Annotated in this window: 9 protein-coding genes; 7 read left to right on the top strand and 2 right to left on the bottom strand. The window is 63.8% G+C overall.

Translation table 11 applies throughout. The features are described from left to right. The first annotated feature begins 163 nt into the window (after positions 1-163). Both Q0982_RS13455 and Q0982_RS13450 read left to right on the top strand, forming a co-directional pair. Entirely contained in the window at positions 164-640 is a 477-nt protein-coding gene (locus Q0982_RS13455; protein WP_299396403.1) for a type III secretion system chaperone, read from the top strand. 78 nt (positions 641-718) lie between these two features. Next, entirely contained in the window at positions 719-1,690 is a 972-nt protein-coding gene (locus tag Q0982_RS13450) for a hypothetical protein (RefSeq protein ID WP_299396401.1), read from the top strand. Between the two features lie 685 nt (positions 1,691-2,375). On the opposite strand, the gene bdcA is transcribed toward Q0982_RS13450, so the two are convergent. Then, positions 2,376-3,089, bottom strand: a complete 714-nt coding sequence (gene bdcA / locus Q0982_RS13445) for an SDR family oxidoreductase (RefSeq protein WP_299396392.1) — start codon at positions 3,087-3,089, stop codon at positions 2,376-2,378. A 100-nt stretch (positions 3,090-3,189) separates the two neighbouring features. On the opposite strand from bdcA, the gene Q0982_RS13440 reads away from it, so the two are divergent. The 5 genes from Q0982_RS13440 (at position 3,190) to pheT (ending at position 8,204) form a co-directional block, all read left to right on the top strand. Then, positions 3,190-3,831 (top strand): TetR/AcrR family transcriptional regulator, encoded by a 642-nt coding sequence (locus tag Q0982_RS13440; protein ID WP_299396390.1) that lies wholly within the window; start codon positions 3,190-3,192, stop codon positions 3,829-3,831. 153 nt (positions 3,832-3,984) lie between these two features. Beyond that, entirely contained in the window at positions 3,985-4,188 is a 204-nt protein-coding gene (gene rpmI / locus Q0982_RS13435; protein WP_299396389.1) for a 50S ribosomal protein L35, read from the top strand. 13 nt (positions 4,189-4,201) lie between these two features. Next, positions 4,202-4,558 carry a 50S ribosomal protein L20 gene (rplT, locus tag Q0982_RS13430; protein WP_299396387.1) on the top strand — a complete coding sequence of 119 codons (357 nt, stop codon included), beginning with the start codon at positions 4,202-4,204 and terminating at the stop codon, positions 4,556-4,558. Positions 4,559-4,717: 159 nt separating this feature from the next. After that, positions 4,718-5,788 carry a phenylalanine--tRNA ligase subunit alpha gene (gene pheS / locus Q0982_RS13425; RefSeq protein WP_299396386.1) on the top strand — a complete coding sequence of 357 codons (1,071 nt, stop codon included), beginning with the start codon at positions 4,718-4,720 and terminating at the stop codon, positions 5,786-5,788. Between the two features lie 4 nt (positions 5,789-5,792). Continuing rightward, positions 5,793-8,204, top strand: a complete 2,412-nt coding sequence (gene pheT / locus Q0982_RS13420; RefSeq protein WP_299396384.1) for a phenylalanine--tRNA ligase subunit beta — start codon at positions 5,793-5,795, stop codon at positions 8,202-8,204. A 13-nt stretch (positions 8,205-8,217) separates the two neighbouring features. Here the strand turns inward: pheT and Q0982_RS13415 are convergent. Then, positions 8,218-8,458 (bottom strand): hypothetical protein (locus Q0982_RS13415; protein ID WP_299396383.1); only part of this gene is annotated, 241 nt, incomplete at its 5' end.

Here is an 8,458-nt window from a genome sequence, read left to right as displayed (position 1 = left end):
CGGCCGTCTTGCGCCTGTGAAGACCGTCCGAACATTGTCATCTCATCGTCAGGGTTGCAATAGGCCGGTGAACTACAATCGAACGCAGAACAAGAGAGGTGCTGTGATCAACCGCAGCCGGCTGCCGAGTGCCGAACAGAGACAAGCGAAGGAGAGCACCCCAATGGATAGGTCCGCCGAGATAGACTTTGTCAGGGATCTGCTGGCTGAGGTTCACGAGGCCCGGCAGTTTCATGAAGTCGTGGAGTACTCCGCCGAGGCCGTTTGGGTCGTCAGCTTCGACGAGGACTGCGACGTGATCCTCGACTATGACGGAGACGCCGAGCGGCTCTTCATCTTCTGTGAGCTGGGCAGCCCGCCGGAAGAGGCCGCTTTCGATACCTACAGGTTCTTCCTGCAGTACAACTATCAAGCCTCGGAAACCGGTGGCGCGCGCGTCGCGTTGCGCGATGAGGAGGGCCCGCTGAGCCTGATCTACGACCTCTCAGAGGCCGAGTTGCGCGCCGGCACCCTGCCCATCGTGCTTGATAATCTGGAAGCCGATCTGCCCGCCTGGCGGGCGCTGGTCGCCGAAGGGCTGAAGACCGAAGCAGACAGTCCTCCGGGCGATCCAATGCATCACCACTCATTGAGGGTCTGACGGCAAGGCCCCGATGCCTGCCGGGCCGGGCCGATTCAGGTTGGCCCTAACCGCAAAAGAATACAGGAGGAATTTAGAATGCCAAATAAATCAATTAGTAATTATTTGACAAATACAAATAATCTAGAGAAATTTCTCAGTAGCGCAGAAGAATATTATTCAAAACCAGAAAATAATGACCATGAGCAAATACAATATAAAAAGAAAAAAATTGGAAAAGGATTTTACATTAATTCTGGTATATCAAATACTGATACAGTATCAGTAGAAACCAAAGCGCGAATAGGCAATCTCGTATATAGACATTGCAATAGGCGCAATAACAAAGATAGTGTGCTTGAAGAAAAACTGGGTGGCGCTCTTGCCACACATGGCAATGCATTAGATGCATCGTTAATCAAGGAGCTGAAATCTGTCATAGTAGCGCACAACAAACAGAAGAAGTTAGATGAAGAGTCGACCAAACAAACAAAAGGTATTTTCAATAAGAATCGAAAAATCAAAAAAAGTACGCAAAAGCGAAATTCTTTAAATTACAATAATGATTCTGTTGGAAAGTCGAAAAACAAAACTGGAAAAAAATCAGTTCTTTCCGGCCTTAAGAGTCTTTTTGGCAGATCAAAAAACCACAATAGTAAAAAAGCAAATACCGTCGATTATATGGAATTTCGAGACGACCCGCAGGACCTTCCTCCTGTGGAACTACAGGAAGCCAAGAGTCGGCATGAATACTCGCATTCTTCCACAGACGAACAAGATGACAATGGGCCCAGTAACGGTAAGGGTAATAACCCGCTCCTTTATCCTGCCTCCCAAGAATCGAGTGTCGTTGGCACGCCTTCCTCGCAGCCGTCAGAGATAGATCGGCAGAACGACCCAAACCATGATTCCGGCCACATCAAAGCTAGCCACGACAAACCGAAACAAGGCTCCGTTGGCTCGGATGACCCTCAGGTTACTGCCGAAGACTTTGAAAAATTTGGGGCCCTGCCTGATGATTGGTTGGATCAGGAGACGGCTTCAACCGATAGTCCCAAAAACCAGAACTAACGCCCTGCTGCCCAGAACGCAGTCCAGACGGATGATGATATCCCCCTGAAAGTACGTTCCATCGCGACTATCCGGTGTCAGCATCGGCCGATAAAGCCAATGACGATTTTTGGGGTGATGTCGAGAAGCTTGTCTCGGGAGACCCAGGCAAAATTGAAGATTTGTTGAATGAAGTTGATAAGGATACCGAGGATAAAGAGGCCTAGGTTCAAGATATTCCTTCCTGACAAGAGTGTCGCTTACGCAGGTCGATAAGGTTGAAGGCAATTGCCGTCTCGGCGGCGAAGGGTCTGCCGCAGAGACGGCATCCGCCCTGAAGCAGCGCGCTGGCCCGGCATCGGTTCTACGCCGCCGAGGGATTGGGTCTGTTCGCCAAGGTCCTTCCGGCCATGCGGGGCACGGACAGCGAAGTCACGCACGAGGAGGGTGACTTCGCCGTTCTGCCGATAGTCGGTGCAGGCAGTTGCGCCGCGGCGGATGGACCAAGGATCGCCGAGAGCCATCCCGTACGACCCAACCTGGGCGCCGAAACCTCTGCCGTATAGGCCCTAGATCGGATCATGTTTTGACGGAACCACTTTGTGGTTGCGCCAAAACATGTGAATCCGATCGACATCAAATGGTTAGAGCAGATTCACCGGGTTTGATGGATCGCTAGAGCGATTCCATCAAACCCGGATCTGTTCTAGGCGCCGAATCCCCCGTCAATCGTGTGGAGGGCGCCGGTGACGATGCCGGCTTCGGGACCGACCAGATAGGCCACCATGCCGGCGATCTCGGAGGGCTCGGCATGGCGCTTGATGGCCATGAAGGAGTGCATGGCGTCCTTCATCGGGCCGTCGGCGGGGTTCATGTCGGTGTCGACCGGACCCGGCTGGACCGCGTTCACGGTGATGGACCGCTCGCCGAAGTCGCGGGCGAGACCGCGCACCAGCCCCTGCACGGCGGATTTGGTGAGGGAATAGGCGGCGCCGCCGGGGAACGGCACACGGTCGCCGTTGACCGAGCCGAGGATGACGATACGGCCGCCTTCGTTCATCTTGCGCGCGGCCTCGACGGCGGCGTGGTAGGGGCTGCGCACGTTGATGTCGATCATGCGGTCGACGGCGTCCGGGTCGCTCTCCAGCGGGTCGCCCATCACCAGCACGCCGGCGTTGACCACCAGGATGTCGAGCGGCCCCTGATCGGCCACGGTCTTCGTGACCGCCCCGCGATCGGCGGAATCGCTCTGGATCGCGGTGGCGCCGGTCTTCCCGGCCAGAGCGGCGGCGGCCTCGGCCGATCCGGCGTAGGTGAAGACCGTCTCGGCGCCGTCCTTGGCCAGGCGTTCGACGATGGCGGCGCCGATGCCCCGGCTGCCGCCGAGGACGAGGGCTTTCTTGTTTTCGAGGGAGGACATGGTGCGGCTCCTTTTGGAAAAGCTTTGCGTGGATGGTTGTTGAAATTCTGTAGTGATCGTTACATATATTTCTGCGAAGCCTTCGCAAGTGAAAAATGTAATGACTGCTAAAAAAATCACAGAAGGAAGCGAGACGGGACGCGGACGGCCCCGTGCCTTCGACCCGGAGGCCGCGGTGGAAACCGCCCTCGGCCTGTTCCATGCGCGCGGCTACGATGCGGTGGGGGTGGCCGAGCTGAGCCGGGCCATCGGCGTGAAGCCGCCCAGCCTCTACGCCGCCTTCGGCAGCAAGCAGGGGCTCTATGAGCGGGCGGTGGTGCTCTTTCTCTCGCGCGAAGGGGCCTTTGTCCCGGAAACCCTGTCCGAGACGGGCCCGGTGGCTGAGATCGGGGCCCGGCTCTTCGCCCGCGCCGCAGAGGCCTACAGCGCCGACCGCGGCCATCTGGGCTGCCTGGTGACCGACGGCACCCGCAATTCCGCCGACGCGGGGGTCTGCGCCTTTACGGAAAGCCTGCGGGCGCAGGCCCGGGACCGGATAATCGCCCGCTTTCGGCAGGACTTCCCGCCGGAAAGCGCCCCGGGCAAGGCCGAGCGCCTGGCCGATTTCGTCGTCGTCACCCTGGCCGGCCTCTCCGCTTCCGCCCGCGACGGCCTGCCGCCCGAAGCCCTGGCAGAGGCCGCCGCCATCGCCGGCGCGGGCTTCCGCGCCGCCTGTGCCGAAGCCCCGAAAACAGGGGCTTAAACGGGGGCGTGAGGGGGCCGCCCAGGCCCTTGGCCCCGGCTTGCAATCCGGCCTGGAGGCCGCTATAACCCCGCGTTCTTGAGAAAGAGCGGTCCGGCGAAAGGGCATGCCCAGCCGCTCATACTGTCTCGTTTCGTTCAGAAAGGATGCAAAATGCCCAAGCTGAAGAATAAGTCCGGGGCGAAGAAGCGCTTCCGGCTGACCGCCACCGGCAAGGTGCGCATGAACCAGGCGGGCAAGCGCCACGGCATGCGCAAGCGCCCCCAGAAGATGATCCGCAACGCCCGCGGCTCCACCCTGCTCTGCGACGCCGACGCCAAGATCGTGCGCCGCAACTTCCTGCCCTACGCGAAGTAAGGAGACCGGAGCCATGGCAAGAGTGAAACGCGGCGTCACCACCCACGCCCGCCACAAGAAGGTCATCAAGCGCGCCAAGGGCTATCGCAGCCGGGGCAAGAACGTCTTCACCGTCGCCATCGAGCGCGTCGAAAAGGGCCTGCAGTATGCCTACCGCGACCGCCGGGTGAAGAAGCGCAACTTCCGCGCCCTGTGGATCCAGCGCATCAATGCCGGCGCCCGCCAGCACGGCCTCACCTACTCGCAGTTTATGAACGGCATCAAGGAGGCGGGCATCGAGCTCGACCGCAAGGTGCTGTCGGACCTTGCGGTGCGTGAGCCCGAAGCCTTTAAGTCCTTGGTCGACCAGGCGAAGGCCGCACGGGCCTGACGCCTCTCGTGAACCGGCCACGGCTCAGACGCTGAGGCGACGGCCGGTTCCAAGGACCACTCCCGCAGACCCGGCGCAAGACCGGGTCGCTTGCCGAAGAACCGGTCTCAGAGGAAACGGACGGTTCGGCTGGCGGGATGGCAAAGGCGGACAGTAATCATGGACAGTCTTGAGCAGCTGCAGAGCAGTCTGATCGATCAGGTGGCCGCGGCCGCCGATCTCGAAGCCCTCGAAAAACTGCGCGTCCAGGCGCTCGGCAAGAAGGGCGCGCTGACCCAGCGGCTGAAGACCCTGGGCAGCCTCTCGCCGGACGAGCGCCGCGAAGCCGGCCAGAGCCTCAACAAGATCAAGGAAGCGGTCAACGCGGCCATCGAGACGCGCCGCGGCACGCTGGAAGAGGCGGCCCTGGAGGCGCGGCTGGCGGCAGAATCGATCGACGTCAGCCTGCCGGCGCGCCCGGCCGAACTCGGCCGCATCCACCCGATCAGCCAGACCTGGGAAGAGCTGGTGGCGATCTTCGGCGAGATGGGCTTCTCGGTGGCCGAGGGCCCCCACATCGAGGACGACTTCCACAACTTCACGGCCCTGAACATCCACGAGTGGCATCCGGCGCGCCAGGACATGGATACCTTCTATCTGAAGCCGGCGGCGGACGGCACCCGCAAGGTGCTGCGCACCCACACCTCGCCGGTTCAGATCCGCACCATGCTGGCCGAGAAGCCGCCGATCCGCATCATCGTGCCCGGGCGCACCTTCCGCGCCGACCACGATGCCACCCACTCCCCGATGTTCCATCAGGTCGAGGGGCTGGTGATCGACAAGAAGACCCACATGGGCCACCTGAAGGGCACCCTGACGGCCTTCTGCCGCGCCTACTTCGGGGTCGACGACCTGCCGCTGCGCTTCCGGCCCAGCTACTTCCCCTTCACTGAGCCCTCGGCGGAGGTCGATATCGGCTGCAGCCGCGAGGGCGGCGAGCTGAAGATCGGTCCCGGCAAGGACTGGCTGGAGATCCTCGGCAGCGGCATGGTGCATCCCCAGGTGCTGGCCAACTGCGGCCTCGACCCTGAGGTCTACCAGGGCTTCGCCTTCGGCATGGGGATCGAGCGCATCGCCATGCTGAAGTACGGCTTCCCGGACCTGCGCATCTTCTTCGAGACCGACCTGCGCTGGCTGAAGCATTACGGCTTCGTGCCGCTGGAGCCGCCCTCGCTGGTGCGGGGAGGGTGAAGCGATGAAGTTCACGCTGTCCTGGCTGAAGGACCACCTGGAGACCGAGGCCTCGCTGCAGGAGATTACCGACGCCCTGTCGATGATCGGCCTGGAGGTCGAGGGGGTCGACAATCCGGCCGAGGCGCTCTCCGCCTTCACCGTCGCCCGCGTCAAGGAGGCGCGCCAGCACCCCAATGCCGACCGCCTGCGGGTCTGCATCGTCGATACCGGCAGCGACGAGGTGCAGGTGGTCTGCGGCGCGCCCAACGCGCGCAGCGGTATGCTGGGCGTCTTCGCGCCGGTGGGAAGCCACATTCCCGGCACCGGGATCACCCTGAAGGCCGGGACCATCCGCGGCGAGGCGTCCAACGGCATGCTGGTCTCCGAGCGGGAGATGGGCCTCTCCGACGAGCACGAGGGGATCATCGAGCTGGAGCAGGAGGCGCCGCTCGGCACCCCCTTCGCCAAGGCCGCCGGCCTCGACGACCCGGTGATCGAGATCGCCATCACCCCCAACCGCGGCGACTGCCTGGGCCTGCGCGGCATCGCGCGTGACCTGGCCGCCGCCGGGATCGGCACGCTGAAGCCGCTGGACGCGGCGCCGCTGCCGGGCGGCTTCGACAGCCCGATCCGCTGGCAGCGCGCCCTGCCCGACGACCAGCAGCATCTCTGCCCCTTCGTTTCCGGACGCTACTTCCGCGGCGTGAAGAACGGGCCGAGCCCGAAGTGGATGCAGGACCGCCTGCGCGCCATCGGCCTCAGGCCGATCTCCGCCCTGGTCGACATCACCAACTACGTGACCTACGACCTCAGCCGGCCGCTCCATGTCTTCGACGCCGACAAGGTGAAGGGCGACGTCACCATGCGCCTGGCCGAGCCGGGCAGTGAGATCCTGGCGCTGGACGGCAACACCTACCGCCTGGACGAGACCATGGTGGTGATCCAGGACGATGCCGGGCCGGAGGGGATCGGCGGCATCATGGGCGGCGAGGTCTCCGGCTGCACGGAGGCGACCACCAACGTGTTCCTGGAGGCGGCCCTCTTCGACCCCATCCGGGTGGCGGAGACCGGCCGCGCGCTGGGCATCCATTCCGATGCCCGTTACCGCTTCGAGCGCGAGGTCGACCCGAATTTCGTGCTGCCGGGCGTGGAGGTGGCCACCCGCCTGATCCTGGAGCTCTGCGGCGGCGAGGCCAGCCACGTCGTGACCGCCGGCGAGGTACCGGCCTGGGACCGCAGTGTCGGCCTGCGGACCGCCCGCATCGCCAGCCTCTGCGGCGTCGAGGTGGCGGCCGACCGCCAGGCGGAGATCCTGGAGCGCCTCGGCTTTGCCGTCGACACATCCGGCGAGTCATCCGGCGAGCGGCTGGAGGCCGCGGTCCCCTCCTGGCGGCCCGACATCGAGGGCGAGGCCTGCCTGGTGGAAGAGGTGCTGCGCATCCACGGCTACGATGCGATCCCGGAGGTGGACCTGCCGCGCGAGACCTACCTGCCCAAGGCGGCACTCAGCACCGGCCAGCGGCGCGTTGCCGCGGCGCGTACGGCGCTGGCCTGGCGCGAAATGTGGGAAGGCGTGACCTTCTCCTTCGTCTCCGGCAAGGAGGCGGCGCTCTTCGGCGGTGGTGAGGCGGCCCTGCATCTCGACAATCCGATCTCGGCGGACCTCGACGTCATGCGCCCCACCCCTCTGGCCAACCTGGCGAGTGCGGCCGCGCGCAATGCCGACCGCGGCTACGCCGATCTCGCGCTTTTCGAGGTGGGGCCGCAGTACCACGACGACAGCCCGGACGGGCAGGCGACGGTGGCCGCGGGCATCCGGGCGGGCGAGCGCCGGCAGCGGAGCTGGGCGGCGCCGGGGCGGCCGGTCGATGCCTTCGATGCCAAGGGCGACGCCGAGGCGGTGCTGACGGCCTGCGAGGCGCCGGTGGCCAACCTTCAGGTCACCCGCGATGCCCCGGGCTGGTACCATCCGGGCCGTTCCGGCGTGCTGCGGCTGGGCCCCAATGTGCTGGCCCAGTTCGGCGAGTTGCACCCGCGGGTCCTGAGGGCCCTCGACCTGAAGGGCCCGGCGGTGGCTTTCGAGGTCTTCCTCGATCGCATTCCCCTGCCGCGCGCGGGCCGCCAGAAGCCCTCGCTGCTGAAGCTCTCCGCCTTTCAGCCGGTCGCCCGCGACTTCGCCTTCGTGATCGACGAGGATGTGCCGGCGGAAAAGGTGCTGCGGGCGGCCCGCGGCGCCGACAAGGCGCTGGTCAGCGACGTGGTGCTGTTCGATGTCTATCAGGGCAAGGGGGTCGAGCCGGGCAAGAAGTCTCTGGCGATTGCGGTGACCCTGCAGCCGCGCGACGCGACGCTGACCGATCAGCAGATCGAAGCCGTGGCCCAGCGCATTGTCCAGCAGGTCGCCAGCGCGACCGGCGGAACCCTGCGAGGCTAAATCTTCTTGTGGATCAGCGCGAGGTGACGGCTTCGCCGGTTCGGTTGCGCGCCCAGAGCTCGTCGGCGCGGCGGGCCTTCGCCACCAGTTCCTTGGCGAGCTTGATGTTGCCGGCGGCCTCGGCACGCGCGGCGAGCGCCCAGGTCATCGCGGCGTACTCCCGTGCTTCGGCCTCGCTGATTCTCCGGTCCATTGCCAGTTTTCCCTGCCCTTCTCTCGGAAATCGAGAAGCCTTGAGCGTCGGACGGGCATGG

The sequence above is a fragment of the Pelagibius sp. genome (genome assembly GCF_028281305.1).
Lineage (GTDB): Bacteria > Pseudomonadota > Alphaproteobacteria > Kiloniellales > Kiloniellaceae > Pelagibius.
The sequence above is the reverse complement of the archived record's forward strand: the minus strand, read 5'-3'. Positions and strand labels throughout refer to the sequence as shown.